General features: G+C 59.3%; 23 protein-coding genes. 4 read left to right on the forward strand and 19 right to left on the reverse strand.

Annotated elements, in window-relative coordinates:
- Nucleotides 1-30: 30 nt before the first annotated feature.
- Complete coding sequence (gene mgrA, locus ACQZ5N_RS15325) at nt 31-1,074, forward strand: L-glyceraldehyde 3-phosphate reductase (protein WP_003504119.1); 1,044 nt, start codon at nt 31-33, stop codon at nt 1,072-1,074.
- Nucleotides 1,075-1,144: 70 nt separating this feature from the next.
- On the opposite strand, the gene ACQZ5N_RS15330 is transcribed toward mgrA, so the two are convergent.
- From ACQZ5N_RS15330 to ACQZ5N_RS15345, 4 genes are all read right to left on the reverse strand, one after another.
- Nucleotides 1,145-2,398, reverse strand: a complete 1,254-nt coding sequence (locus ACQZ5N_RS15330; RefSeq protein ID WP_003504122.1) for an LVIVD repeat-containing protein — start codon at nt 2,396-2,398, stop codon at nt 1,145-1,147.
- Nucleotides 2,399-2,462: 64 nt separating this feature from the next.
- The gene (locus ACQZ5N_RS15335) at nt 2,463-3,509 is read right to left on the reverse strand and encodes a substrate-binding domain-containing protein (protein ID WP_003504124.1); all 1,047 of its coding nucleotides are present in this window, start codon (nt 3,507-3,509) and stop codon (nt 2,463-2,465) included.
- 33 nt (nt 3,510-3,542) lie between these two features.
- Nucleotides 3,543-4,577, reverse strand: coding sequence for an ABC transporter permease (locus tag ACQZ5N_RS15340; RefSeq protein ID WP_003504127.1), 1,035 nt, complete (start codon nt 4,575-4,577; stop codon nt 3,543-3,545).
- Nucleotides 4,577-6,058 (reverse strand): sugar ABC transporter ATP-binding protein, encoded by a 1,482-nt coding sequence (locus tag ACQZ5N_RS15345; protein ID WP_003504130.1) that lies wholly within the window; start codon nt 6,056-6,058, stop codon nt 4,577-4,579. Before ACQZ5N_RS15345 ends, ACQZ5N_RS15340 begins: the two co-directional genes overlap by 1 nt.
- 367 nt (nt 6,059-6,425) lie before the next feature.
- Here ACQZ5N_RS15345 and ACQZ5N_RS15350 point away from each other — a divergent pair, with 367 nt between their 5' ends.
- On the forward strand, nt 6,426-7,472 hold the full coding sequence (locus ACQZ5N_RS15350; protein WP_003504131.1) for a substrate-binding domain-containing protein: 1,047 nt from the start codon (nt 6,426-6,428) through the stop codon (nt 7,470-7,472).
- 125 nt (nt 7,473-7,597) lie between these two features.
- Here ACQZ5N_RS15350 and ACQZ5N_RS15355 read toward each other — a convergent pair whose 3' ends face one another.
- A complete protein-coding gene (locus tag ACQZ5N_RS15355; RefSeq protein WP_003504133.1) occupies nt 7,598-7,918 on the reverse strand; it encodes a 4Fe-4S dicluster domain-containing protein in 321 nt (106 codons plus the stop codon).
- On the reverse strand, nt 7,918-9,534 hold the full coding sequence (locus ACQZ5N_RS15360; RefSeq protein ID WP_003504135.1) for an FAD-dependent oxidoreductase: 1,617 nt from the start codon (nt 9,532-9,534) through the stop codon (nt 7,918-7,920). Before ACQZ5N_RS15360 ends, ACQZ5N_RS15355 begins: the two co-directional genes overlap by 1 nt.
- Before the next feature lie 89 nt (nt 9,535-9,623).
- Here ACQZ5N_RS15360 and ACQZ5N_RS15365 point away from each other — a divergent pair, with 89 nt between their 5' ends.
- A complete protein-coding gene (locus tag ACQZ5N_RS15365; RefSeq protein ID WP_003504138.1) occupies nt 9,624-10,430 on the forward strand; it encodes a phosphate/phosphite/phosphonate ABC transporter substrate-binding protein in 807 nt (268 codons plus the stop codon).
- On the opposite strand, the gene ACQZ5N_RS15370 is transcribed toward ACQZ5N_RS15365, so the two are convergent.
- The 6 genes from ACQZ5N_RS15370 to ACQZ5N_RS15395 are packed head-to-tail and all read right to left on the reverse strand — an operon-like array spanning nt 10,412 to nt 16,010.
- Entirely contained in the window at nt 10,412-11,386 is a 975-nt protein-coding gene (locus ACQZ5N_RS15370; RefSeq protein ID WP_003504140.1) for an oligopeptide/dipeptide ABC transporter ATP-binding protein, read from the reverse strand. The two genes, ACQZ5N_RS15365 and ACQZ5N_RS15370, sit on opposite strands and share 19 nt — an antisense overlap.
- Entirely contained in the window at nt 11,386-12,360 is a 975-nt protein-coding gene (locus tag ACQZ5N_RS15375; RefSeq protein ID WP_003504142.1) for an ABC transporter ATP-binding protein, read from the reverse strand. The genes ACQZ5N_RS15370 and ACQZ5N_RS15375 overlap by 1 nt, the downstream gene beginning before the upstream one ends.
- On the reverse strand, nt 12,357-13,190 hold the full coding sequence (locus tag ACQZ5N_RS15380; RefSeq protein WP_003504143.1) for an ABC transporter permease: 834 nt from the start codon (nt 13,188-13,190) through the stop codon (nt 12,357-12,359). Before ACQZ5N_RS15380 ends, ACQZ5N_RS15375 begins: the two co-directional genes overlap by 4 nt.
- Nucleotides 13,187-14,167 (reverse strand): ABC transporter permease, encoded by a 981-nt coding sequence (locus ACQZ5N_RS15385; RefSeq protein WP_003504145.1) that lies wholly within the window; start codon nt 14,165-14,167, stop codon nt 13,187-13,189. The genes ACQZ5N_RS15380 and ACQZ5N_RS15385 overlap by 4 nt, the downstream gene beginning before the upstream one ends.
- Before the next feature lie 42 nt (nt 14,168-14,209).
- On the reverse strand, nt 14,210-15,772 hold the full coding sequence (locus tag ACQZ5N_RS15390; protein WP_003504146.1) for an ABC transporter substrate-binding protein: 1,563 nt from the start codon (nt 15,770-15,772) through the stop codon (nt 14,210-14,212).
- 52 nt (nt 15,773-15,824) lie between these two features.
- Complete coding sequence (locus ACQZ5N_RS15395; RefSeq protein ID WP_128286955.1) at nt 15,825-16,010, reverse strand: hypothetical protein; 186 nt, start codon at nt 16,008-16,010, stop codon at nt 15,825-15,827.
- Between ACQZ5N_RS15395 and ACQZ5N_RS15400 the strand changes: the two genes are divergently transcribed.
- Nucleotides 16,009-16,983, forward strand: coding sequence for a fatty acid desaturase (locus ACQZ5N_RS15400; protein WP_003504148.1), 975 nt, complete (start codon nt 16,009-16,011; stop codon nt 16,981-16,983). The genes ACQZ5N_RS15395 and ACQZ5N_RS15400 overlap by 2 nt on opposite strands.
- 84 nt (nt 16,984-17,067) lie before the next feature.
- On the opposite strand, the gene ACQZ5N_RS15405 is transcribed toward ACQZ5N_RS15400, so the two are convergent.
- The 7 genes from ACQZ5N_RS15405 to ftsZ all read right to left on the reverse strand — a co-directional run bounded on the left by ACQZ5N_RS15405 (nt 17,068) and on the right by ftsZ (nt 24,263).
- Nucleotides 17,068-18,123 (reverse strand): isopenicillin N synthase family dioxygenase, encoded by a 1,056-nt coding sequence (locus tag ACQZ5N_RS15405; RefSeq protein ID WP_003504150.1) that lies wholly within the window; start codon nt 18,121-18,123, stop codon nt 17,068-17,070.
- Between the two features lie 75 nt (nt 18,124-18,198).
- Nucleotides 18,199-18,387 carry a hypothetical protein gene (locus tag ACQZ5N_RS15410; protein ID WP_448733360.1) on the reverse strand — a complete coding sequence of 63 codons (189 nt, stop codon included), beginning with the start codon at nt 18,385-18,387 and terminating at the stop codon, nt 18,199-18,201.
- A gap of 289 nt (nt 18,388-18,676) precedes the next feature.
- Entirely contained in the window at nt 18,677-19,783 is a 1,107-nt protein-coding gene (locus tag ACQZ5N_RS15415) for an amino acid ABC transporter permease (protein ID WP_448733361.1), read from the reverse strand.
- Nucleotides 19,780-20,964 (reverse strand): amino acid ABC transporter permease, encoded by a 1,185-nt coding sequence (locus tag ACQZ5N_RS15420; RefSeq protein ID WP_035212731.1) that lies wholly within the window; start codon nt 20,962-20,964, stop codon nt 19,780-19,782. Before ACQZ5N_RS15420 ends, ACQZ5N_RS15415 begins: the two co-directional genes overlap by 4 nt.
- Nucleotides 20,965-20,983: 19 nt before the next feature.
- Nucleotides 20,984-22,015 carry an amino acid ABC transporter substrate-binding protein gene (locus ACQZ5N_RS15425; RefSeq protein ID WP_003504159.1) on the reverse strand — a complete coding sequence of 344 codons (1,032 nt, stop codon included), beginning with the start codon at nt 22,013-22,015 and terminating at the stop codon, nt 20,984-20,986.
- 987 nt (nt 22,016-23,002) lie between these two features.
- A complete protein-coding gene (locus tag ACQZ5N_RS15430) occupies nt 23,003-23,191 on the reverse strand; it encodes a hypothetical protein (protein ID WP_003504164.1) in 189 nt (62 codons plus the stop codon).
- A gap of 64 nt (nt 23,192-23,255) precedes the next feature.
- The gene (gene ftsZ, locus ACQZ5N_RS15435; protein WP_111797253.1) at nt 23,256-24,263 is read right to left on the reverse strand and encodes a cell division protein FtsZ; all 1,008 of its coding nucleotides are present in this window, start codon (nt 24,261-24,263) and stop codon (nt 23,256-23,258) included.
- Nucleotides 24,264-24,267 lie beyond the last annotated feature (4 nt).

Below are 24,267 nucleotides of genomic sequence, written 5' to 3' on the forward strand. Positions count from 1 at the left end.
CCGTTCAACGCCATCAGGAAAGCAGAGACCATGACTTACCATCCAGATCCCAACCGCTATGAAGATGCCACCTTCCGCCGCGTCGGGCGCAGCGGCCTGAAACTGCCGGCGATTTCGTTCGGGCTATGGCACAATTTCGGTGATGCCACGCCGCTGGAAACGCAGCGCTCCATTCTTTTCAAGGCTTTCGATCTCGGCATCACGCATTTCGACCTCGCCAACAATTATGGTCCGCCTGCCGGCAGCGCCGAGGTGAATTTCGGCCATATCCTGAAACAGGATTTCGCCAATCACCGCGATGAGCTGATCATCTCCACCAAAGCTGGCTGGGAAATGTGGCCCGGTCCATACGGGCACGGCGGCGGTTCGAAAAAGGCGCTTCTCTCGAGCCTCGACCAGAGCCTGACGCGGCTCGGGCTGGATTATGTCGATATTTTTTATTCGCACCGCTTTGATGCCGAAACGCCGCTGGAAGAAACCGCCGATGCGTTGGCCCAGGCCGTTCGTCAAGGCAAGGCGCTTTATGTCGGCGTGTCGTCCTATTCCGGCGTAAAGACGCGTGAGATCGCGACTCTGCTGAAAGAGCGCGGCGTGCCGCTTCTCATCAACCAGCCCGCCTATAATCTTTTCAATCGCTGGGTTGAAAAAGACCTGCTGGACGCGACCGATGAGGTGGGCGCGGGCGTGATCGCCTTCACGCCGCTGGCACAGGGATTGTTGACCAATAAATATCTTGATGGCGTTCCGCAGGATGCGCGCGTCAACCGTCCGGGTGGGGATTTCCTTCGCCCCGAGCATCTGAAGCAGGAAAATATCGAGCGCGCCCGCGCTCTGAATGAAATTGCCAGAAACCGTGGCCAATCGCTGGCGCAGCTGGCAATCGCCTGGGTCCTGCGCGACAAACGCGTCACCTCGGCGCTGATTGGCGCAAGCTCGGCTAGACAGGTGGAGGAAAACGTCGCAGCGCTCAACAACCCGTATTTCACGGCGGAAGAACTGGCCGAAATCGACCGCCACGCCGTCGAAGGCGGCATCAACCTCTGGGAAAAACCGTCTCACGACGAAGCGGTCTGACCTGGCCTGTTTTACCAGCTGCAATCGCCCGGATTTTTCCGGGCGATTTTTCTTGATAAATCACGCCGTTTCATCCGCCATATTCGATGATTTCCAGCCCGGCATTGTAGTCGGTCGCGTAGATCAGGCCGTTGGCGTCAACGAAGACATCCGCAGACTGGATGACCTTGGGCCGGCCCGGACGGCGGTCTGTCATTGTCGTTGGCCCCGCCGGAACAAGGGCGCCGGTTTCAACGGGATGATACGGATCGGAAATATCAAAGGCGCGGATGCCGGCATTCTGCCATGTGGCGAAGATCAGCGTTTCTGACACGAAGGAGCCGGGCCGGTTTTCGTGCAGGTTATGCGGGCCGAAATGCCCGCCCTTTTTGACGTAGTCGATCTCGTTCGGAATGGGGAACGTCGAGATGCTGATCGGATTTTCGGGGACGCGGATGTCGAAAATCCAGGTGTGCTTGCGCCCGTCTTCCTCATTGTCCAGCACCGCCTCGTCAGCGACGACGAGCAGTTCGCGACCCGGCAATGGCAGTGGAGAATGAGTGCCACCGCCATAGGGCGGTGACCAGTTATGGTGGGTGATGAGTTTCGGCGCCGAATGATCGCTGATGTCGAGCAGGGTCAGGCCGCCATCGCGCCAGCAGGCATAGGCAGTGTCGCCGTGCACAAGGGCATGGTGCAGGGCATAACGTTTTCCCTCTCCCCAACCGGGTTTTTCACCCTCGGCAAGGTTCATGCCCGGCAACCACCAGCGTCCCAGAAATTGTGGCTTCGTCGGATCGGCAAGGTCGATGGTGACGAAGATGTAATCGGAAAAGCCATCCAGTAGGGCGGAAGCGTAGGCGTAACGCCCACCCACGTACCACAGGCGATGGAAGCCGATGCCTTCGACATCCAGCTGGCCGATTTTTTTCGGCCTGTCGGGCGTGGAGATGTCGAACACGGTCATGCCTGCGGTCCAGACCCGCTCCCTTTTTTCCGCAGCGACCGTCTCGCCGACGGATTTCGTATAATAGGCCTTTTCATCGGTGAAAGATTCGACATCGGCGAAGAGGTCGAGCGCGTTGATGACCAGCAACAGGTCGTCATGTGTCTGGAGATGAATATTCCAGGTGTTGGCCGGGGCCTGCACGTAGTTGACGACGACAGGGTTCTTCGCATCCCGCACGTCGATGATCGAAAACCCTCGCGACCACGGATGCGCCACATAGGCATAACCGCGATGGACCATCAGTTGCAGCCCGTCACCCCGCCCGCCGATATCGCTGTGGCCGATGAGTTTCATGTTGCGGGCGAAATCGGGTGTGGGAAGGTCGGTGGCGGCCATGTGTACTCTTCTTTGCAAATGGAAAGCGCCGCCTCTCGGTGGCGGCGCATATTGGTGAAGGCGATCAGTGCTTGACGGCGGGGATCCACGAGGCGGTCGCGGCGTCGCTCTTCAGAAACGCCGGGAATTTCTTCTGGAGATCCTCGATCGTGCCGATGTCGTTTTTCACCAGATCATCACGGGTGATGAGCGTCGGCTGCAACAGAACCGACTGGCCGGGGAACTGGCCCGCGATTGAAAGGGAGACGGTACGCACCGAGACTTCGCCGACGACAGCGGCGTTGGTGGCAGCAGAGGCGACCCAGGCGCTGTCCGGCTCGGTGATGAGCTGGATGTCGGCTGTCGAAATATCGACACCGTAGATTTTTACCTGCTGCGACAGGCCGAGTTCATCGATGGCAAGCTTTGCGCCCTTGGCGAATTCATCCCACGGGGTGAAGATGACCGAAATATCCGGATTGGCGCGCAGAATGGCCTTTGTCTGGTCTGCGACGGAAGCCGGCACCGTATCGTTGACGACGCCCCAGACGGCTTTTTCCGTCAGCTTGTGCGTGGTGACAAAGTCTTTCCACACGGCGTAGCGCCGGTCGAGGGGCGCAAAGCCGGCGACATAGACGGCCCCGCCGACGAAGCCCTCACCCTTGTCCTTCACGGCCTGATCCAGAACGAGTTTGGCCATATCCCTGTCGCTCTGCTCAATCTGCGGAATTTGCGGGTTCTCGAGGTTGACGTCATAGGCGACGACCTTGATGCCCTTGTCGAGCGCCTTTTGCGCCACGTCCTTCAGCACTTCCGGGCGGCCGTTATTGATGATGATGCCGTCAACGCCGAGATTGATGGCCTGCTCGACGAGGTTTCTCTGCGTGTCGTTGTCGTTGCGGGCTTGGGAGACGGTGAGTTTGACGCCCAGCGTATCTGCCTGCCGCTTCACGCCCGCCTCGAAAGCCTGCAGCCAGTCGCCGCTGCCGAGGAAACTGACGACGGCGATGTTGACGGTCTTCTTGTCGAAGGGTGCCGGGGCACCTTCGATGCCGGCGGAAAAGGCGCTGGTGGTGGAGACGAGGGTAAGCGAAATGACGGCCGCAGCCAGTTTCTTGATGGTCTTGAACATGGTTTCCACTTCTCTGGACGGATATTGAAAAGATCAGATTTTCGTGCGGGCAACGCCGTAGGTCAGCGCCAGCGCACCAACCAGAACGGCACCCTTGATGAAGTCCTGCGTGTAATAAGGCGCATTCAGCATGGTGAGGCCATTGAGCAGCACGCCGACAAAAACGGCGCCGACAAGCGTGCCGAGAACGTTCGGGCGGCGCAGCGCCAGAACCGCAAAGCCGATCAGCGCGGCTGCGACCGAATCCATCAGCAGCGAGGCGCCGGAGGACACATCGCCCCGGCCAACGCGGGCGGCGACGATGATGCCGCCAAGGGCTGCGAGTGTGCCCGACAGCACGTAGGCGAAGGTCTTGATCCTGTCGACATTGGCACCGGCAAGCCGCGCGGCCGTTTCATTGCCGCCGGTGGCATAGATCAGACGGCCGAGCCTCGTTTTTTCGGTCAGGATGAAGAGAACGATGGCGACGATGGCCATTAGCACCACGGGTAGGGGAATGAAGCCGAACAGGCTGGAGCGGCCGATCGTCAGGAAGGCGGGATCGTATTTGCCGCTTGCAGTCGAACCGTCAGGCAGGATGAGGCCGACGGAGATGGAGCGGCCAGCCGTGGGAATTAGCTGGAGACCTGTCAGCAGAAACATGGTGGCAAGCGTGGCGAGCAGATCCGGCACCTTGAGCCTGACGATCAGGAAAGCATTGGCAAGACCGACAAGCGCGCCAAAGGCCAGCACCAGCGGCACCGTCTGCCAGGCGTTCAGCCCAAGCACTATCATGGCATAGCTTGCAGCCATGACGCTCGATGCCGCTACCGCCCCGACCGACAGGTCGAAACCGTTGATCGCAAGCGTGATGCTGACGCCCGCGCCGATGATGGCGACGACGGAGACCGCCTGCAGGATGCTCATGAGATTGTTGATGTTGATGAAGGCGGGCTGAGCGAGTGAAAAGCCGACGACCATCGCCGCCAGCAGCAGGAAAACCGCGCCGCGCCTTATCGCGTTTCGCAGGCTTTCCAGTGTCCCCGCTTCTTTTGATTGTTCTGAAATATCTCTCGCGCCATCAACCATCAGGCAGGTTCCTTGTGAAGATGCGGCGTTCCGGCATCGTTGGTTTGTTCAAGAAGGGTGTGGCCATCCATGACGAGTACCCGGTCGGCCACTTCATAGGCCTCTTCCGGGTCGGAGGTGGCGATGAGGGTGGCTCGCTCGGAATGATGGCGAATGGCGGCAATGATATCCTGCCGCGCGCCGACATCGACGCCCTGAAACGGTTCGTCCAGCAAAAGCAGACGGCTGGGTTCGGCCTCCCACCGGCCGATGACGACCTTTTGCTGGTTGCCGCCCGAAAGCGACCAGATGGAGGCGTCCGCTGATTGCGCCTTGATCGACAGGCGATGGATCGCTTTCTGCCCTTCCTCCTTTTCCCGGTTGGATAGGAGGAAGCCGGACGGATACCATTTTTTGAGATGCGGCAGGCTGATCGTTGCGGCGATGCTTTCGCCCGGCCAGTCGGCATGGATGAAGGAAGACCTGTGCCGATCCTCGGCGGCCATCACCACGCCGGAGGCGATTGCTTCGGCGGGGCTGCCCGGCGCATAGGCCTTTCCATCCAGCAATGCCTGTCCGCCCGAGAAGGCGCCAAGACCGAACAGCGTGGACAGAAGACGGCTTTTGCCGGCGCCGAGAACGCCGGTGATGGCAACCACCTCTCCCTCCCGAACGGAAAGGGAAAAGGGCGCGCTTTCCGGCAGCAGATGCGTATTCTCCAGTCGCAGCACCGTTTTTTCGAAATCGCGTCGCCGGTCCGGTCGCGCTGCATTCAGTGAGCGGCCGATCATGGTTTCAATGGCGGCGTTGAAATCGACAGGCCGCACAAAGGAGCCGACATTGCGCCCGCCCCGCAGGATTTCGACCCGGTCCGCGAGCGCTTCGAGGTCGGCGGTCCGGTGCGAAATATAGAGAACACCGATCCCGCGCGCTTTCAGGGAGCGCACGAGATCGTAAAGACGGGCGGATTCGCGAAAGGAGAGGCTGGCCGTCGGTTCGTCCAGAATGATCAGCCGGGCCTTGTTCGCCAGCGCGCGGGCAATGGCAACCTGCTGCCGGTCGGCGGCGCTCAGTGTTTCGAAATCCCGGTTAAGTGGCAGATCGAAGCCGGTTTCGGCAAGGATCGCCGCCGCTTGCCGACGGACGGATTTTTTCGACAGAAAGAAAGGATGACGGCCATCGACGAAATGGTTGAGCAGAAGCGCGTCAGCGACCGTCAGCCCCGGAATGCCCACCACATCCGTCGATTGGTGCACTGTCACGATGCCCTGCGACGCCGCATCCGCCGGGCTCTGCGGTGAAAATGGCTTGCCCTGCCATATCATCGTTCCGGCATCGGGCCGATAAAGCCCGGAGAGGATTTTGACGAGTGTGGATTTTCCAGCGCCATTCGCGCCCATCAGCGCGACGACTTCACCCGCTTCGATCGTAAGGTGAGCATCGACCAAGGCCTTCGTGGAACCGAAGGCATGCGAGATATTTTGAACGCCGAGAAGGGGCATGTGCGGAAATCCATCCTGTAACAATCCAGTTTGGTAATACTTTTGCTGTGGCAAACAAGAATGGGCCTTCTATTGTGTTGCCAAAGCATGGAATAAATTTCCGCGCCTTCCGACATGTGCTCCAAGGTTTTGAAATTCATCAATTTTACGCCGCGCCAGCCATGAGACATCCGCTGCTCTCCCGGGCGCCATGGGGTACGCTCGTCTTCCCGGTCATGAGCAAAACCTCTCCCCGCGCGCGTCTTGCGAACAAAAGAAAACTCGCTATCCCGCGCAAAATAGCAATTTTAAACCCATAAAAACGATAGATTATATGCTCTTAATTTGATGACTCATGCAGCTACCGTCCAATTGGAGAAAAATCCCGATGTCTTTGAAACCCGGTTATCTCGCCCTTGCGCTTTTGCCTTCGCTACTGGCCGCCGGGGTGGCGGGGGCGGAAGGATTGAAAGGCGCGCCTGACCCTTTCGACAAGGGCGGCGTCAAGATCGCACTGATCAGCTATATTTCCGCCGGCGATTTCTTCCAGGCCTATCAGTCCGGCGCCGAAGCACAGGCCAGGGCGCTGGGCGCCGACCTGCGGATATTCCCCGGCAGACAGGATGCGGCGCAGCAGCGCGAGCAGATCCTGCAGGCGATCAATCTCGACGTTCAGGCCATCATCATCGATCATGGCCAGCCGGAATCGCTGACGGATGTGGTTCAGCAGGCGCTGGATAAGGGCATCAAGGTCGTTGCTTTCGATGTGAACCTCAACAATCCGAAGATCCCGCAGGTCGAGCAGTCGGATCATCGCCTCGCCGAGCTGGCGCTTGATCAGGCGCTGAAGGATAATGGTACGAAGTTTGAGGCCGGTTATGCCTATGTGGCGGGCTTTGCGCCGCTCGACCGCCGCAACGAAGTATGGGACAAGGTAAAGGCTGCCAACAAGGGCATTGTCGAGAAAGCCCGTTTCGGAACGGTCAGCGATACGACCGCAGCGGCGACGGCGGATCAGGCCAAGGCCGTTCTGCGCGCCAATCCGGAAATTTCGGTGATTTTCGCACCCTATGACGAATTTGCCCGCGGCGTGAAACTGGCGACGGCCGATCTCGGCATCAGCGATAAAATCAAGATTTATTCCGCCGATATTTCTACGGCCGATATTCAGGAAATCGTTGAGCCGGGCAGCCCCTGGGTCGCAACTGCGGCGACCAACCCGGCTGTCGTGGGAGCAGTGTCGGTACGCGCCGCCGCACTCGAAATCGCTGGTGAGAACGTGCCGAGAAACATCGTTGTCGATCCGGTTCTTGTTACGCAGGAGCAGTTACGGTCGGCAGACGTGAAAACCATCGAAGACCTTGCGAAGAAAATTCCCGCCTTCTCGACCAGCACAGCCGCCACAGCGAGCTGGATACCAGCCGCAGCCTTTTAAACTGCCTGGAAACACGGATATCGGAACCGCCCCGGCCCGCCGTGCCGGGGCGGTTTCATTTCTGGATATGCCATGAGAGAGCGGCGTCCGCTACCGGCCGAGACGACGCCGTGAGTACGTCGAGGTCATTGCGGAAGTCGGAAGTGATCATCAATGTGGCGGCGTTGACGCGTGTCCTTGTGCCAGCCGATGGCCTTTCTGTAACTGCCGAAGAGATTGCTCGCCCGCACGCTGTCCAGTGTCAGGCCGTGTACGGCCTCGGCATCCGGATCGACGTAAAGCGCATCCACCGGGCAATAGGCCTCGCACATGAAACATGTCTGGCAGGAATCCTGCCGCAGTATGACGGGTGGGCCTTCCGGCATCGCCTCGAAGACATTGGTGGGGCATACCTGAACGCAGAGATTGCAGTCCGTGCAGGCGTCTTTATCCAGAACCTCGATCATTATTCCGCCGCCTCCTTGTAAATGCCGGGATCAACGGTTTCCCGCCGGATGGCTATTGCATCGAGGCCGCTGAGAATGAGCCGGTGATGCTGGGCGGGATCCTGCTTCGGAAAATCGTCGCGCCGGTGCATGCCGCGCGTTTCCGTGCGTGCCAGAGCGGCGTGATACATGAAGCGCGCTGTAGCGATCATCGCCTGCGCCTGATGCAGCGACAGTATCTGGCTTTCGTCGGTCACCGTAGCAGCGGCGGTCTCTATCCATAGGGCGTCAAGCCGCGTCAATGCTGCCGAAAGGCCGGAATGCGTGCGGAAATAATTGATTTCGAGGGGAAAGACCTCGTCCTGTACTGCCTTGATGATGGCTGCGGGGTCGACAGTCTCCCGGTATGCTGTGGTTTTGGTGGTCGGTTGCGGAAGATCGCTCCCCGATAGCGCCACCTTTTCGCGGGCGAAGGCTGCGGCCGAGGCGCCGGCGAAGGCGCCGGTGGAAATTGCCCAGGCTGCATTGTGACTGCCGCCGCCGGTGAAACCACCACAGATTGGCTCTCGAGTGGCATTGTCGCCAGCGGCATAAAGGCCGGCAACCGTTGTTGCGCAGTCGAGCCCGGTCAGCCGCAGTCCACCGGTGCCGCGCACTGTGCCTTCCAGCCGAAGCTTGACCTCAAAGAACTCGGTGAAGGGATCAATGCCGCGACGATCGAACGGCACGAAGAAATTGGGCTGGGCACGTCGCAGGATCGCCTTCACCTCGTCGGTTTCGGCAAGATCGAGCCGGGCATAGACGGGTTGCGAAAGCAGGGTGCGGGCGATGATCGAGCGACCCTTGGCGGAGCCCGCGCCTTCTATCAGGCTGTGGTCCTTGTGATAAAACTGCGCGAAACGGTAGAGGGCTGTTTTTGTGATTGAGGCGAAGGCGGGTGAAATCGCATAGGCCGAAGAGAATTCCATGCCGGATAGTTCTGCACCCGCCTCGGCGCCCATCAAATAGCCGTCCCCGGTCAAAACATCACAGCCGAGGGCCTTGCTCATGAAGGCGCAGCCGCCTGTTGCCAGCACCACCGCTCCGGCGGCGATACGCCATTGCCCGCCCTGTTGTCGCCGCAGGCCGGTTGCGCCAACGACGCGCCCGCCTTCTGTCAGCAGCCCGGTTGCGGGGTGATGATCGAGAATGGTGACGCCTGCATTTTTCACCCGACGACGCAAAAGCCGCATATATTCCGGTCCCTGAACGGAGATGCGCTGCTGCTCGCCTTTCTCGTCGCTGGGAAAGGGATAACCCCAGTCCGCCAGCCGGTTGACGCTTTCGAAAGTCTTGTCGAGCACCGGGGCCATCCATGACCGTTCGGAAAGATAGCCGCCCATTGCCTCGCGGCTTGCCATGGCAGCATCCCGCGCGGCTTCATCCGGTGGCACATACCAGATTTGCGTGCCGGCAGAGGCCGTTGCGCCGGAACTGCCGCAGTAGCCCTTGTCAACCAGAACAACGCGCGCTCCGGTACCGGCCGCTTCCAGCGCCGCCCAGCAGCCGGCCGGACCGCCGCCGATGACGAGCACATCGCAGGTGATTTCGGTCGTGGTTGAAAGTGTGGAGCGGGCGTCTTGCAAGGGCAGGCTCATGGCAGGCATCCTTTCAGCGAAGAAATCGAATTGCACTTTAAATCTATGTATTGCATAGGTTTTTGAATTGTTTTTCCGGAGTTTTCCCGATGTCGCTCGCCAGTCTTGCCATGTATGCCAGCCCTACGCCGGTCAAGGAGGCGACGGCGCTGTTCTGGGCGGCGCTGGGCGAGCGTCTTCGTGCCGGTGGTGTAGATGCGCCGGTCGCGCTGGATGATGGAATTCGTTATGACGAGGCGTGGCTCCGGCCCGATCTGCTGTTCGGCCAGACCTGCGGATATCCCTATGTGCGGCATCTGCGCGGCAAGGTGCAACTGGTGGCAACCCCCGTCTATGGCCTGCCCGGATGCGATGGCCCGCTCAAATGCAGTTTCATCATCGTCAACGCTGCCTCGACAGCGCAGTCGATCGAGGAATTGAGGGGCGCCCGGGCTGCGATCAACGAACCCGGCAGCAATTCGGGCTACAATCTGTTCCGGGCTTTCGTGGCGCCACATGCGAATGCCGGCCGGTTCTTCTCCTCGGTCTTGAAGACCGGTGGTCATCTGGCGAGTATCGATGCGGTTTCGAAAGGCGAGGCGGATGTCGCTTCCATCGACTGCGTCACCTTCGGCAACACCCTGCGCTTTGATCCGCAACGGGTTGCGGGCGTGCGCATTCTTGCCGAAACTGCCAGGGGGCCGGGGCTGCCCTTCATCACGGCTGGTGCGACACCGGCAAGGGAACTCGTGATCCTGCGGCGTGCGCTGGCGGAGACCATCGCCGATCCCGCACTTGCCGGCGTCTGCGATACGCTCTCGTTGCGCGGCATCAGTCTGCTCGGCGATGCCGACTACGAAGTGCTGGCCGAGCTTGATCGGGATGCCGCGCGTCATGGTTACCCCGTTATCGCCTGAGGCAGGGCTTCTGTTTCCGTCATGAGTGGAAAGTGGCAGGCGACACTGCGGCCGGATGAGCCGGCGGAAACAAGCGTTGGAACTTCGCTTGAGCAGCGTGGACGCGCCAGCGGACAGCGTTTGTGGAAACGGCAGCCGGATGGCGGGTTGCCCGGGCTTGGCAATTCTCCGGAAAGCACGATGCGCTCGCGCCGACGGCTGGGATCGAGCGTGAGATTGGCGGAGAGCAGCGCCTGCGTATAGGGGTGTGCTGGATAACGAAACAGGTCGGCTGTCGGCCCGCTCTCGACGATCTGGCCGAGATACATCACGGCGACACGATCGGTAACGCGGCCGATAACGTTGAGATTGTGGGAGATGAGCAGATAGCTGAGCTTCAGCCGATCCCGAAGCTCGCGCAGGAGATTGAGCAACTCGCCCTGAATGGAGATATCGAGGCCAGCCGTCGGTTCATCTGCAACGATGATCGAGGGTTCGGCCGCAAGAGCGCGCACGAGCGCCACACGCCGCGCCTGCCCGCCGCTCAGCTGATGCGGATAGCGTGAAAGAAGCTGCTCGCCGAGGCCGATGCTTTCCGCAAGCGCGGATATCTGCGCCCAGCTTTCGGGAGAATGCACTTTGCGTATTTTAAGCGGTTCGGCCAGAAGCGCGCGCACTTTCATGCGCGGTGAAAGCGAAGCGGCTGGGTCCTGAAACAATAGCTGAATACGGCGCTGCAGATCGTTGCGGCGCTTGGTTGCTGTACTATCCAGCGTTTCGCCGGCAACCGAAAGCGTACCGGCAGCAAGCGGCTGAAGCCCGACGATTGCCCGGGCAAGAGAGGATTTTCCGCATCCGCTTTCGCCGACAAGACCAAGGGTTTCACCGGAGAAAAGATCCAGTGAAACGCCATCGACGGCAGTCAGCCGATCGTAGCGGATCACCGCATTCTTGAGTGAAAGGGCCGGTATGGTCATTACGCCGCCTCCAGCCAGCAGAAGAAGCTCTGCCCGCTCTTCGCCTGCCGACGTGGCGGTTTTTCCACGCAGCGATCGTGGCGGGAGGGACATCGTTGCGCAAAGACGCAGCCCTGCGGCCGGTGGGCGGGGTCGGGAACAGTACCGGGAATGGTGGCAAGATCCTGCAGGCGGTCAAACGCCGCGTAAGGGTCGATCTCGCAGTTGAGCAAGGCCCGGGTATAAGGATGGTGAGGGCGATGCAAGACGTCCGCGACCCGACCGCTTTCCACCACCGTTCCCGCATACATCACGATGACGCTGTCGCAGAGTTCGGCGATAAGCCCCATGCTGTGACTGACGACCAGCATGGAAGCGACAGTTCGTTGCCGCAGCCGATGCAGCATTTCCACCACCTGCGCTTCAACCGTGGCATCAAGCGCTGTTGTCGGCTCATCGGCAATCAACAGCTTCGGTTCGACCAGAAGCGCCATGGCAATCACAACGCGCTGTCGCATGCCGCCCGAGAATTCGTGCGGATACCGGTGCATGCGTAGCGCCGCATCCTGCAAACCCACGTCGGCGAGCACCGCTTCCGCCCGCGCCCAGAGCGCTCTCCGGCTTTCCTTTGGAAATCGCCGGCGCTGGATATCGACGAGCTGTGTGCCGATCGTGAACATCGGGTTAAGCGCGGTCATGGGGTCCTGAAAGACCATGGCTATATCAGTGCCGCGCAGCCTTGCTGTTTCCCCTGATGCCAGGTTTGTCTCGCGTCCGTCAAAGGCCGCACGGTTTGCCGAAATTTCCGCATTATCGGCAAGCAGGCCGAGCAGGGTGAAGGCGACCGTTGACTTGCCGCTGCCGCTTTCGCCGACGAGGCCGACGGACTGGCCGCGACCAATGGTGATATCGACGCCGTCGATGATATGCGCGCTCCGACCGGCGCTTTTGTAAGACACGTTGAGGTTTTCGATGAGGACGAGGGCATCTGTCACAGGCTTTTCCTCAGCTTCGGGTCGAGTGTGTCGCGCAGGGCTTCACCGAGAAGCGCAAAACCGAGTGTCGCGAGGATCAACGCCAGACCGGAAAAGGTGGCGAGCCAGACCGACTGGTCGAGATAGGTGTAGCCGTCGTTGAGCAGGTTGCCCCAGCTTGCAAGCGGCGGACGCACGCCAAGACCGAGAAAGCTCAACCCCGCCTCGATGGTGATGACGACGGGGATATCCATGCATGCCAGTACGAAAATCGGACCGATAATGTTGGGCGTGACATGATGCAGGACCACGCGCCACGTTTCGGCACCGAGAACCCTTTCCGCCTCGATGAAGGGGCTGTTGCGGATTGCGATCGTCTGGGCGCGGGCGACCCGGCCGAAATGCGGGATGAAGACGATGCTGACAAGCAGAACGACATTGCCGAGACCCGGGCCGAAGACTGCGACAAGCGCCAGAGCAAGGATGATGCTTGGAAACGAAGTCACGACATCAAAGACGCCGACGATGAAGAGGTCGACGACGCGTGATGAGAGGGCAGCCGCCACACCCAGTGCGACACCCGTTGTCAGCGAAATGGCGATGACGGAGAGAGAAATGCCAAGCGCTATCCGCGCGCCGTAGATAAGTCGGCTCAATATGTCGCGGCCGAGATGATCGGTTCCGAGAAGATGTTGCAACGACGGGTCCATGAACCGGCTGGCCGGCGCGATCGCGTTCGGGCCATAAGGCGCGATCAGCGGAGCAGCGATTGCCACGAGACAGAGCAGCGTGACTGCAAAAAGCGCAAATGTGCCGCCGGGCCGGCGGGAAAGATCGTGAAGGACGGTCATTGCTGTTGCCTTCCAGAGACGAGCCGGGCGCGCTCGCGCGGATCGAGCAGGCTCTGCGAAAGATCCGCAATGAGATTGGTCAGGACATAAAGCAGCACGATGACAAAGACGCCGCCCTGAACCACCGGATAGTTACGGGTGCGGATGGCGTCATAGATCAACGAACCGAGACCGGGACGGTTGAAAATGACTTCGGCAAAAACTGCCCCGCCCAGAAGTTCGCCAAACCCCATGCCAAGCACGGCGACGGTGGGCAATATCGCCGGCTTGAGGGCGTATTTCACCAGGATTTTCGTCTCGCTGACACCATAGGCCCGCAATGTGCGGATCTGGTTTTCACCGAGCACTTCCAGCAGCGAGGCGCGCAGCAGACGGGCGATATAGCCGATCCAGCCTGCAGCGAGCGCCGCCGTCGGCAGGGCGAGATGCCAGAGCTGGTCGCCGATATCGCCGCTGTTGCCGGCGCCCAGCACCGGAAACCACCGCAGCTTCACCGAAAACATCATCAGGAGGAACACCGAGACGACAAAGCTGGGCGTCGAGATGAAGCCGACGCTCAGGAATGCGATAAGCCGGTCCGTCCTGCCGCCGGGCCAGTGGGCGGAGATGAGGGCAAGCGGCACGCCGAGCGCGATGGCGCAGAGCATGGCGGAAACTGCAAGGGCCACCGTGTTCGGCAAGGCTGCCGCAACAAGGTAGATGACCGGACGGCCGTTGAAAACGTCTTCGCCGAGATCGCCGGAAACAAGCCGGCCGAAAAACCTGAACACCTGCTCGATCAGCGGCTTGTCGAGACCGATGCGGGCGTTGAGCGCCGCCACGGCCTCGGGCGTTGCGTGTGAACCGAGGATCACCGTTGCGGGATCGCCGGGGATCAGCCGTGTGAGCGCCATCAGCAATACGACGGAGCCCGCCACGGCGAGAAGCGCCGTAACGAGCTTGAAGGCGAGATGAATTTGCAGGGATGCGCTCCTCATCGCAGCGCATCCCTTTCAGTCATTGAGAAAACACGCACCGGATCAGGCCGTCGCTTCCGTAAAGGCTGTATAGAGCCAGTTATTGCCATTCGGAAGAACACCGGGCTTCAGCCATTTGCGCGAAGCAAAGGCATTCAGATTGTGCGTGATCCAGATGAAGGCTGCGGATTCGTCGAGCAGCTTCTGTGCCTCAATGTAGATCTTTTCCCGCTCTGCGGGGTCGACCGTGACGCCGCCCTTTTCATGCAGCGCATCGAAATCCGCGTTCTTCCAGCGCTGCCAGTTCCATTGACCAACCTGCGCCGATGTGAACCATTGCGTCTGGAAGCCAGGGTCAAATTTTCCGTTGAACTTGACAAGCGACAGCTCGAGGTCCTTGCTGGCGTCGTTTTTGCCGAGCGCCCAGTAGGCGGCGGATTCCAGCGCCTCGATTTCTACCTCGATACCGACTTCAGAAAGATTTGCCTGAATGATCTGGGCAATGGCCTCATAACGTGCCGTCGCTTCAATGGTGAGCTTGGTCTTGAAACCTTTCGCGTGGCCGGCTTCGGCCAGCAATGCCTGTGCCTTTTCCAGGTCCCGTGCATAGACGGGCGCTTCCTTCCAGTATCCGAGCAGGCTTGGTGCAAGCAGCGAATTGGCGCGTGGATAGATGCCGGAATAGGCACCCTGCAGGATCGCGTCGATGTCTACGGCATAACGGATCGCCTGACGGACGCGGATGTCGTTAAAGGGAGCCTTCTCGATATTGGGCCCGAACCAGACATAGTCGATGGCCGGAATTTCCGTCACGCTTGCATCTGGCAGGTTCGCGAGCGCCTTGCCACTTTCAGGGTCGATCGCGGTGAAGTCGATCTCGCCGGACTGGAAGGCGATTTCCGAGGTCTTCTGCTCTCCGATCGGCTTGCCGACGATCTGCTGGAAGTGCGGCTTGATCGGTCCCTTGTAATCGGGGTTGATTTCCAGAGTAAAGTGCTCACGCGGAACCCATTCCTTGAGAACATAGGGGCCGCTGCCGATCAGTTTCGTGGCGATATTCTTGCCGAGCGCTTCGAAAGCCTTTTTGGAAATGATCCGGCCAGATCCATCAGCGAGCGCGATCGTGTAGAGTGCCGGTGCCGGCTGCTTCAGGATGATGCGGCCTTCGAGGGGGCTGGTGATCTCGACGCGATCAAGGGCTGACCAGTCCTTGGCGTAGGTAACGGGCTTGCCTTCGGCATCCGGCTTGAGGAAACGCTCGAAGGAGAATTTCACGTCTTCAGCGGTCAGTTCGCCATAGCCGTCGGTGAATTTGAGTCCGCTGCGCAGTTTGAAACGGATTTCGGTGTCGCTTACCTGTTCTAGTTCTTCGGCGGCGTCGAGTTCCCAGTCCGTCGAGCCCGGCTTGAAGGAGATCAGGCCCTGCTGCACTGACCAGAGGACGTTAAGATCGATCGGGCCTGAACGATTGGCCGGATCGAGGTTTGAAAGGTCTTTCTCGACGCGGACGACGATCCTGGAGCGGTCGGCATTGGCAAAAACGGGATGAACGCCGCCAAGAGCGACAAGACCTGCAATGGATGCGCCGCCGAATAGCACCTGCCGGCGTGTGGTGTCGAATGTCAAGAAATGGCCCTCCGGTATGAAGCGCCTGCCCGCATGAGGCGGGCAGCGCTCCTCAATTCGATGGAGGGATTAAAGCTAATAACCTACAAATTTTATAGAATAAATATTTTCCGTAGAACCCTGTTGCAAAACCATTTTTCCCTTTTTGCCGTCTCTGCTGCAAAGCCGTGCGGCGCGGCGTCCAGCGCCCGGCTTTATAGTGGTGCGAGAAACCCGTCTCAGCCGGAACCTGATTCATGTCCCGTCTTCCTTCTCCTGATATTTTTTCCTCGTCCCCCAACTCTCTCACCATATCCCGCATCGAATGGCAGACGGTGGTTCTGGCGATCGTCATCTATGGCGGTTTCCTGGCGGTGACATGGTTCTGGCAATCTTTGTCGGTTCCTGTTGTGATTGCCCTTGGTGGATGGCTGGTCGCCTGGCATGGATCGCTCCAGCATGAGGTCATTCATGGGCATCCGACCCGCTATCGCGCCATCAACGATGCGATCGGCTGGCCGCCTTTGCCTCTGTGGTTACCCTACGCCATTTACCGGGAAGGGCATCTGACCCACCACCGCGACGAACATCTGACCGATCCGATCGAAGATCCGGAATCCTCTTATTTCACCCAGGCGGCCTGGGAAAGAATGGGGTTGATCGGCCGATATCTGGCGCTCTGGAACACCACCTTGCTGGGGCGGCTGACGCTTGGCCCGCTGGTCATGATTGTCAATTTCCTGGTGCAGGAGGTATCCCTGATCTTCAAGGGCGACAGGATACGGGCGGCGCTTTGGGCGCGGCATGCGATTGGTGTTGCGGGTGTCCTGACCTGGGTGGTGGGGATTTGCGGAATGCCGCTCTGGCTCTATCTCTTCGGTTTCGTTTATGTCGGCGCGGCGCTGAGCAGGCTCCGGTCCTATGCGGAGCACCGTTATGCCGACCATCAGGATGAGCGCACCGCGATCGTCGAGAACAGCCCGCTGTTCGGGCTATTGTTTCTCTACAACAATCTGCATGTGCTGCATCACAAATTGCCCGCCATCCCCTGGTACAGCATCCCCGTTCTCTACCGCCGCCATCGAGACACGCTTGTCACGATCAATGGCGGTCTGGTCTATAACGGCTATCTCGATGTCGCCCGCCGCTTCTTCCTGAAACCCCATGACGATCCCCGTCATCCTCGTCATCTCAACGTATCACCTGTCGATGCTGCGACGAAGGATGTTTGATCGTAAAGAGTGAGCGGAAAGATTACCTCACGCCGACATGAGGCGTCAAAACCAATGCACGCCATCAAGGTCGTTGTTGCGAAATTAAGCCGGCCGAAGCGGTTTTTGTTCTGGAGACAGAAGATCGGCGTGGTGCGCGAGTGCGACGTCGGGATGCGAGCGCAAACGGCTTTTCAGGTGGTTCTGCCCGACTTCCCGGAAAATCGGGTTCAGGGGATCAACCGTGATGCCCCGTTCGGAGCGCTTCAACTCGTCGGATAATTCGATGACCGGTATGGTCGCATCATACCGGGAGCCGAGGAAAAAGGCGACGGAGAAGCGCTCTACGCCCGCCGGCGGTGCTACGACGTCATGCACGTCTGCCCGGACAAAACCGTTGGTGGCGAGTTCCAGTAATTCGCCGGTATTGATGATGAAGGTGCCGGGCACGGGCGGTGCGTCGATCCAGTCTCCTGTCTCGGTGCGCACCCGCAGCCCCGGTGTTGTGTCCTGGAGAAGCACGGTGACAAAGCCGCCATCCTTGTGGGCGCCAACGCCCTGATCGGTTTCCGCGACATCCCGCCCCGGGTAACGGATGATTTTGAGAAGTTGCGTCGGCTGTGGCTCGTAAATTTCGGCAAAGACATTTTCCGGTTGCCCGAGAGCGGCAGCTATCGCCTTGAGGAGATCGATGCCGATCCTTGTCACCTCCGCCTGATATCGTAACAGCAGGGGTTTGAGTTCAGGCAAAGCGTCCGGCCATTGATTGGGCCCAAACAGCCGCTTCCACGGCGGCGAGTCTGGACCGATCTTGACCGGTTCGCCTTCGGTATTGATATCGAGCTGTTCACGCCAGTCCTGTTCGCCCCGCGTGCGCTCCTGGCCGGCCCGGTTATAGCCGCGAAAATGTGGTGATTTCACCATCTCGATCTTGAGCTTTTCCTCCAGCGGCAGGGCGAAAAAACGTTTCGAGGTCGACAGCACGTCTTCCACCAGCCGGGGATCGACACCGTGGCCGGTGAGATAAAAGAAACCGTGATCGTGGAGCACGTTGCGCAGGTCGCCGATAAATTCAGCACGCGCTTCCGGCGAATGGAAACGGGAAAAGTCGAGTGTCGGCAGCGAAGCCGTATTTTCGATGGGGGCGATTTGAAATGCCATGTCCTGTTTCCGGCTTCTGGGTGGTTGCTTGGTCGGCCGGTACACGGCGCTCACGATAATCGCTTTTCGGGTAGCTCAGGCTGCCAGTGCCTGTTGGCCATCCAGATACGCCCGGATCGCCGACGTCAGCTCGGCAACACTGGAAAATTGTCGGTTGTCCAGATCGATGACGTGAAATTTGACCGCGATGAACCGCAGTTTATCCTCGTTCGGGACAGCGATGCCGACCGGCAGTCCCTGGTATTCGATCGTTTGTCTTTGCATTTCGCTTCTCCGCCAATTTGGGCTTTGTGTGTTTGCTCGGGAAGGGCCGTCTTTCGACGGCGCTGGCATTCGAGGCAGGGAGAAGCGACAACACGACCTGGAATTACGGATATGACGTGACGTCGATGCAGGCGAAGCGGATGCAAGGGCCATTTCCGAAGTTCCTGTTTGCGATAATTTTCTACAAAAAACATATACTAACTTGAGCAATGGAACCACTGATTTTGATATCGATACGGAAGAAAAATCTATACTTCTCCATATTCGCGAGCCCGCGTAGGCAATTATCTCAGAAAACTCCCATTAGGGAATTGTCATTCCCTCGGGTTGGTCTGTTTCCCAGCAGGCGCTCCAGCCACAGACTGTACCGGGAGGCGCCAAAGCAGATCGCGAAGTAGAGGAGAGCCACGAGCAGATAGGCTTCGTTATAAAAACCGAGCCAGCCCGGATCGGTCGCCGCTGCGCGGGCGGCGTTCAGCAGGTCGAAAATGCCGATAACCGCGAGCAGGGATGTGGCCAGCAGGAAACCGATTGCCAAATTGACCATGCCGGGGATGACGATCCGCAGTGCCTGGGGCAGAACGACGAGATGCATCGTGCGCCAGTAACCGATCCCCAGCGCGGTGGCCGCCTCCTGCTGGCCGGACGGTATCGCCTGCAGGCCAGCACGCACGACTTCCGCGATGTAGGCCGCCCAGAAAAGGGTTATCATGATCATCGCCCGGATCATCTTGTCGAATTGCGCATCCGGCAGCGCCATCGGCAGGATCAGCATGGCGACATAAAGGATCGCGACCATGGGCGTGCCGCGCATCACCTCAATATAGACGATGGAAAGGGTGCGCAGTCCGCCGAGGTTTGAGCGGCGGGCGAGTGCCAGAAGGATCGCAATCGGCGTCGCGGACGCAAAGCAGATGGCCCAAACAAACAGCGTCACCGGCAGCCCGCCCCATTCGTTGGACGGAACTGGCGAGTTGCCCGGGCTACCGGTCAAAAGCATCCAGGAAACCAGGGCCGCAACAGGCCAGCCGAGCAGCAGTTCCTTGCGCCAAAAGCGGGGAAGAGCACTTGTGACGAGCAAGGCCACAAGGATCAGAATGACGAGTGCCGGACGCCATTGGAGTTCCGGCGGGTAGAAGGCAAACAGGATGAAACGCAGCTTGGCGGCAATGAAAGCCCAGCAGGCGCCGTCGCGCGCGCCGCAGTCTGCGGACGTTCCGCTCCATGTCGCGTCAAGCAGGGCCCACCGGAAAAACGGCGGCAGAAGCCAAGTCAGGGTTGCCAGCGTCAGGAGAGTGATGGCGGTATTGGAAAGCGTGCCGAAGAGACCGCTTTGCAGCTTGCCCAGGCGCCCGTGAAGCCGGTGGGCAAAGATGTTTCCAGTATGCCTGGTCATCGTGCCACTCCCTTCAGTGCGACCCTTTTGTTGTACTGGTTCATGAGGGCGGAGACGACAAGATTGATTCCGAGATAGGTGCCGATGAGGATCATGAGGGCCTCCAGCGACTGGCCGGTCGTATTGGCGGTGGTGTTGACGATGCTGACGAGATCCGGGTAGCCGATTGCGACCGCCAGGCTGGAATCCTTCGTCAGATCGAGATAGCTCGATGTGGCGAGCGGGGTGATGACGCGCAGCGCCTGCGGAAGCACGATCAGCCGCATGATCTGTCCATTGTGCAGACCGAGCGCGCGGGCGGCTTCCCACTGGCCTCGATTGACCGACTGAATGCCAGCCCGGACGATCTCCGCGATTGCAGCGGAAAACTTTACGATCAGACCGGTCAGGAGTGCGGCAAATTCCGGTGTCAGATTATACCCACCCCGGATGTTGAAGCCGGCCAGTGCGGGCGTTTCAAGCGTGAGGTTCGCGCCTAGCGCGTGGAAAATGGCTAGGGTCGCAGCGAGAATGGCGACTATGCCGATGGCCATTGCGCACCCGTTCAACCTTTTCAAACGCGACAATGCGAAGAGCAGAAGGCCGATGGCAATGACAAGGATGGCCAGAACGACCGGTCCGGCGAGCGGGAGACCCTCTATAGAGACCGTTGGCACATAGACGCCGCGGTTGGTCAGATAGATCGATCCAAACAATGCGCTCGCCTGGCGCGGTGCCGGAAACGCCTTGGCGAGCGAAATCCAGAAGAACAGTTGCAGCAGGAGCGGCGTATTGCGGATCAACTCCACATACCATCGCACGAGGGAGGCGAGGAGCAGGTTTTCGGACAGGCCTGCAACACCGAGGATCACGCCGAGAATGGTCGCGAATATACAACCGAACAGCGCCACTTTCAGCGTGTTGAGCAGGCCAGCGAGCATGGCGCGAAGGTAGGGATCGCCGGCCGCGAAAGCGATCGGGCTTTCGCCGATTTCGAAGTTCGCGGAACGCCAGAGGAAATCAAAGCCGGGTGAAACGCCGATGCGTGTCATCGTCGTCGTCACGTTAATCCCGAGATAGACGAGCAATGCGACGAACGATGCGATGATTGCCAATTGAGCGATGGGGCGATGACCCCACCACATGAGGAGCCGACGATAAATGCCGGGCCTTCGAGGGCCCGGCGCTACAACTATGGACATCTGTGAAGGCTCGGCCGTCTCAGCGGAAGGGTGGCGAATAGAGCAGGCCGCCATCCGTCCACAGACGGTTGTAGCCACGATCCCAACCAAGCGGCTTTAGATGCCGGTCGAAGATTTCACCATAGTTGCCGACTGTCTTGATGATGTTGTAGGCCCATTTTGGATCAAGGCCGATTGCTTCTGCAAGCGAAGGATCGACACCGAGGAAGCGCTGGATCGCCGGGTCCGGAGACTTCAGAAACTCATCGACATTCTTCGAGGTAATGCCCCATTCTTCCGCCTGGATGGTGGCGTTGACGGTCCAGTTCACGATTTCCAGCCACCGGTCGTCGCCGCCGGCAATGGCGGGCGCGAGCGGCTCCTTCGACAGCCGTTCGGGCAGGACGACATAGTCGTCGGGTTTCTTCAACTGGGTGCGCTTGCCGACCAGATCGGACGAATCCTGCGTGATGGCGTCGACGCGGCCGGACTCGAGCGCTGCGATAAACTGTCCGGTGTCCTCGATCGTCACCGGAGTGAACTTCTTGCCGGTCTTGCGGAAGAAGTCGGCGACGTTGAGTTCGCCGGTCGTGCCGCTCTGAGCGCCGATGGTGGCGCCATCGAGATCGGCGGCCTTTGTGACGCCGAGATCTTTGCGAACGAGGATGCCCTGGCCGTCATAGAAAATCGTCGGGCCGAAGTGGAAGCCGAGTTTGAAGGCACGGGTAATGGTGACCGTGACGCCGGAAAGCAGGATATCGAATTCGCCGCTCTGCAGCGCAGGCAGGCGCTGCTGGGGGGAGGAGTTAGTGAATTCAACCTTGTCCGGATTACCGAAGACGGCGATGGACAGCGCGCGGCCATAATCGATGAAGAAACCTTGCCAGCGGCCGTTGCTGTCCGGTGAGAAGAAGCCAGGCGTGGTGCCCACGCCAACCTTGATCGTGCCGCGCTGATTGATCTTGTCGAGTGTCGGACCGGCATTGGCTGTGCCGGAAAGTGTTGCGGATGCGAGCAGCGCCGCCGCAATTGCCGATCTGACGAAGCCGCCTATAAATCCCTGAGATGACATCTAAAAATGCTCCTGATGAAACGATCAGGTTTACCGCTCACCGATTGATCAACCGATGGTCGGAACCTAGTAGTATAGTAATTTTATGGAATATATAAACGAGGGATCGATTGCCCGAAATGTAAGCTTTTAGAAAAGGCAATTGCTTATTTTTCGAATTGTCGGCACACTGTTTCTCGCTGGCTGACATGTCATGGCCGAACCGTCCACCCTATCCGGATGCGGAGAGCCGTGTGGCTGCCCATCGTCGTGAGGCAGATCGCCTGCTGGCGGATTCCCGAAAGCCGAATTCCTGGATGACGCCGGAGCATGATGATCGGTTCAGTCGGGAAAGCCGCAACAAGGCGGATGCTATCGAAAAAGAATTTCCGCTCGCGTTTCGGGGCAGTTCGATCTTGCAGAGCTCTCGACATTCGAGGGTTTTGACCCTGCGTTTCCCGATCACGGACGTCTTCTGGTGTTCTACGATTACTGGGAGCAGCCGGAGGATTTTACACCGGCGGCCTCCGTAGGATGGCGCGTCATGTGGGATTATACCCCGGTCTCGAAACTGGTTCGCGCCCCCGCCCAGCGCAGCTGTCGGCGTTCAATGGCGACGAATGGTCGTGCATCTTTAACGCAGCGCGGGCCAAAGCGAGTACCATACGGACGCCGATGCCGCCAAGCGACCGCTCTTGGGCCGCGTTCCCGCTTGACGATGACGACGCCTTCGCAGCCTATCAGGAGTGGCTGTCAGACTTCGGGACGCCGGATATGGAGGGCCGTGACAATCATCAGTTCAGCTGTTTGAGGATCGTTGACCATCAAGGTCAGCGGTTCGGTTCCCATCAAGGCGGTGGCATTTTAGCGTCTTCAGCAACTTGAGGACCCGCTGGCGAGAAAAGTTGGCGGGACGCAGAATACTCTTAGTCTGTCCCGGATGCTTAGCGAGTTATCAAGAACTTGCGCTTGACAAAGCCCGCGGGGCCAACTGCAAGGATACAGCCATCACCCCTTGTTTTCGGTGCATTCTTCCCGCACTACCTCCTCGTGGGGCTGTGCCTTTAATCCAGCCACTTCGGTCTCCAGCCGATCCAGCCGTTTTTCCAGCGCGGTGAGATAATCTCCCTGCAGATCGTCGATACCCAGGAAGGCATCTTCCCACGATCGCCATTTTTCTCGAAAACGCTTCAACATTTCAAATCTCCATGGCCATCAATTATACAAATCGGCGCTTGCAGGCCCATAGTATGAGCGAGCATCACGCCATTCGCTCCGAAAGGCGGATCACCTCTGCCGGTTGCCTCAAACCTGTGGCGACGACTGAAACTCTCAACCGCCCTTCAAGCGCGTCATTGAATGTCGCGCCGACGACGATATTGGCGTCGTCATCGACTTCCTCGCGAACACGTGTCGCGGCTTCGTCGACATCAAAAAGGGTCATGTCCGGTCCACCGGAGATCGAGACGAGAAGGCCTTTCGCTCCCCTGACGGACGCTTCATCGAACAGCGGATTGGCAATCGCTGCCTCGGCGGCATGTCGGGCGCGGGCGTCTCCCGTTGCCTCGCCCGTGCCCATGACCGCTCGGCCCATGTCACGCATGACTGACCTTACATCGGCGAAGTCGAGATTGATCAATCCTTCCTTGACGATCAGATCGATGACGGAACTGACCCCGGCATGCAGCACATGATCTGCCATTTCGAATGCATCCGCGAAGGTTGTCTTCGCATCGGCAATCCGGAACAGGTTCTGATTGGGGATGACGATCACCGTATCTGCGCATTCGCTGAGACGCTCGATTCCCTGCCGCGCTGTTCGCATTCGCTGAGTACCTTCGAATGTGAAGGGCAGGGTGACGACGCCGACCGTCAGTATGCCTGCCTTGCGCGCAGCATGGGCGATAACGGGTGCGGCACCTGTTCCCGTTCCGCCCCCCATGCCCGCCGTCACGAAACACATATGGGTTCCGTGGAGTTGATCCATGATCTCGTCAATCGACTCTTCGGCGGCCGCCTGTCCAATATCGGCCAATGATCCGGCACCAAGTCCCTCCGTGACGGTCGGGCCAAGCTGGATAAGCCGTGGCGCTTTTGACATGGACAAAGCCTGGGCATCGGTGTTCGCAACGATAAACTCCGCGCCCTCGAGATCGTGCATGATCATGTTGTTGACAGCATTGCCGCCGCCACCGCCGACGCCGATGACGGCAATCCTTGGCTTGAGGAGCCTTATGCTGGACGGTGAAACGACAGTCGTTGGTTGCATAGTG

Source organism: Agrobacterium sp. 22-221-1, from assembly GCF_053522445.1.

What these genes read in the sequence shown, in the direction of transcription:
- mgrA (WP_003504119.1), top strand. Translation starts at nt 31, where the DNA reads ATGACTTACCATCCAGATCCCAACCGCTATGAAGATGCCACCTTCCGC.
- ACQZ5N_RS15330 (WP_003504122.1), bottom strand. Translation starts at nt 2,398, where the DNA reads ATGGCCGCCACCGACCTTCCCACACCCGATTTCGCCCGCAACATGAAA.
- ACQZ5N_RS15335 (WP_003504124.1), bottom strand. Translation starts at nt 3,509, where the DNA reads ATGTTCAAGACCATCAAGAAACTGGCTGCGGCCGTCATTTCGCTTACC.
- ACQZ5N_RS15340 (WP_003504127.1), bottom strand. Translation starts at nt 4,577, where the DNA reads ATGGTTGATGGCGCGAGAGATATTTCAGAACAATCAAAAGAAGCGGGG.
- ACQZ5N_RS15345 (WP_003504130.1), bottom strand. Translation starts at nt 6,058, where the DNA reads ATGCCCCTTCTCGGCGTTCAAAATATCTCGCATGCCTTCGGTTCCACG.
- ACQZ5N_RS15350 (WP_003504131.1), top strand. Translation starts at nt 6,426, where the DNA reads ATGTCTTTGAAACCCGGTTATCTCGCCCTTGCGCTTTTGCCTTCGCTA.
- ACQZ5N_RS15355 (WP_003504133.1), bottom strand. Translation starts at nt 7,918, where the DNA reads ATGATCGAGGTTCTGGATAAAGACGCCTGCACGGACTGCAATCTCTGC.
- ACQZ5N_RS15360 (WP_003504135.1), bottom strand. Translation starts at nt 9,534, where the DNA reads ATGAGCCTGCCCTTGCAAGACGCCCGCTCCACACTTTCAACCACGACC.
- ACQZ5N_RS15365 (WP_003504138.1), top strand. Translation starts at nt 9,624, where the DNA reads ATGTCGCTCGCCAGTCTTGCCATGTATGCCAGCCCTACGCCGGTCAAG.
- ACQZ5N_RS15370 (WP_003504140.1), bottom strand. Translation starts at nt 11,386, where the DNA reads ATGACCATACCGGCCCTTTCACTCAAGAATGCGGTGATCCGCTACGAT.
- ACQZ5N_RS15380 (WP_003504143.1), bottom strand. Translation starts at nt 13,190, where the DNA reads ATGACCGTCCTTCACGATCTTTCCCGCCGGCCCGGCGGCACATTTGCG.
- ACQZ5N_RS15385 (WP_003504145.1), bottom strand. Translation starts at nt 14,167, where the DNA reads ATGAGGAGCGCATCCCTGCAAATTCATCTCGCCTTCAAGCTCGTTACG.
- ACQZ5N_RS15400 (WP_003504148.1), top strand. Translation starts at nt 16,009, where the DNA reads ATGTCCCGTCTTCCTTCTCCTGATATTTTTTCCTCGTCCCCCAACTCT.
- ACQZ5N_RS15395 (WP_128286955.1), bottom strand. Translation starts at nt 16,010, where the DNA reads ATGAATCAGGTTCCGGCTGAGACGGGTTTCTCGCACCACTATAAAGCC.
- ACQZ5N_RS15405 (WP_003504150.1), bottom strand. Translation starts at nt 18,123, where the DNA reads ATGGCATTTCAAATCGCCCCCATCGAAAATACGGCTTCGCTGCCGACA.
- ACQZ5N_RS15410 (WP_448733360.1), bottom strand. Translation starts at nt 18,387, where the DNA reads ATGCAAAGACAAACGATCGAATACCAGGGACTGCCGGTCGGCATCGCT.
- ACQZ5N_RS15415 (WP_448733361.1), bottom strand. Translation starts at nt 19,783, where the DNA reads ATGACCAGGCATACTGGAAACATCTTTGCCCACCGGCTTCACGGGCGC.
- ACQZ5N_RS15420 (WP_035212731.1), bottom strand. Translation starts at nt 20,964, where the DNA reads ATGTCCATAGTTGTAGCGCCGGGCCCTCGAAGGCCCGGCATTTATCGT.
- ACQZ5N_RS15425 (WP_003504159.1), bottom strand. Translation starts at nt 22,015, where the DNA reads ATGTCATCTCAGGGATTTATAGGCGGCTTCGTCAGATCGGCAATTGCG.
- ACQZ5N_RS15430 (WP_003504164.1), bottom strand. Translation starts at nt 23,191, where the DNA reads ATGTTGAAGCGTTTTCGAGAAAAATGGCGATCGTGGGAAGATGCCTTC.
- ftsZ (WP_111797253.1), bottom strand. Translation starts at nt 24,263, where the DNA reads ATGCAACCAACGACTGTCGTTTCACCGTCCAGCATAAGGCTCCTCAAG.